The 976-nt window shown below is 40.6% G+C and carries 1 protein-coding gene; it reads right to left on the bottom strand.

Going from position 1 to position 976, the window contains the following annotated elements; all coding sequences use genetic code 11:
* Nucleotides 1–976 (bottom strand): ABC transporter ATP-binding protein (locus AC1DRF_RS29610; protein ID WP_477742520.1); only part of this gene is annotated, 976 nt, incomplete at both ends.

Here is a 976-nt window from a genome sequence, read left to right as displayed (position 1 = left end):
GCTTTTGTCCGCCTGATAACCCCAGTCCTCTCTCTCCCAGCATCGTGTCATACCCATCCGGAAGCTCCATAATAAAGTCATGCGCCTGCGCTCGTTTTGCAGCATCAATAATGTCTTCTCTAGAAATACCCGGCACACCATAGGAAATGTTGGTTCCTATACTGCTTGAGAACAAAAAGGTTTCTTGAAGTACAAAACCAATTTCTTTCCGAAGAACGGAGAGCGGATACTCTTTAATCGGACGATGGTTAACTAAGATTTGTCCTGAAGTCGGTTCGTAAAACCTCGTGAGCAGCTGGGTTAAGCTTGTTTTTCCGGCTCCAGTTGCTCCGATTAAACCTACTACTTTTCCTTTAGAAGCAGAAAAAGATATGTTCTCAAGCGACTTTTTTTCTTCGTTTGGATAGGATAAGCTAACATGTTGAAACTCGACCGTTCCATTAATAGAGAAACTTCCGGCATGCTCATGGACTTTTTCTTCTTCTTCTAAAATTTCCAGCAGCCTTTCACCTGAAGCTTTAGACTGTGAAAACATATTGATAACAAACCCTAAATTCATAATAGGCCACATTAAATAAGAGGTTAAGCTAAAGAAAGCAACAAGCTCTCCCGGACGTACACTTCCGTTCATAACAAGCGCTCCTCCGTACGCAAGGAGACCAACAATAGATAAGTTTCCTATAAACTCCATTAAGGGGAAATAAGTTGCCCACACATTCGCGGTTTCAATGTTTCGATTTTTATAAACTCCGTTGGAGTCGTTAAATTTAGATGTTTGAAATTTTTCTCTTGATAATGACTTGACCGTTTGTATACCGCTTATATTTTCTTGGACATTTGTATTGAGCTCCCCAAACGATTGGCGAATTAAGCGAAACGCTGGATGAACGCGTTTATCAAAACGATAAACAGCTACCCCTAAAAAAGGCAGCAGACAGATTGTGACAAGAGTTAGTGAAATAGAGTAATAGAACAT

Source organism: Priestia sp. P5_B4, assembly GCF_056400385.1.
The sequence above is the reverse complement of the archived record's forward strand: the minus strand, read 5'-3'. Positions and strand labels throughout refer to the sequence as shown.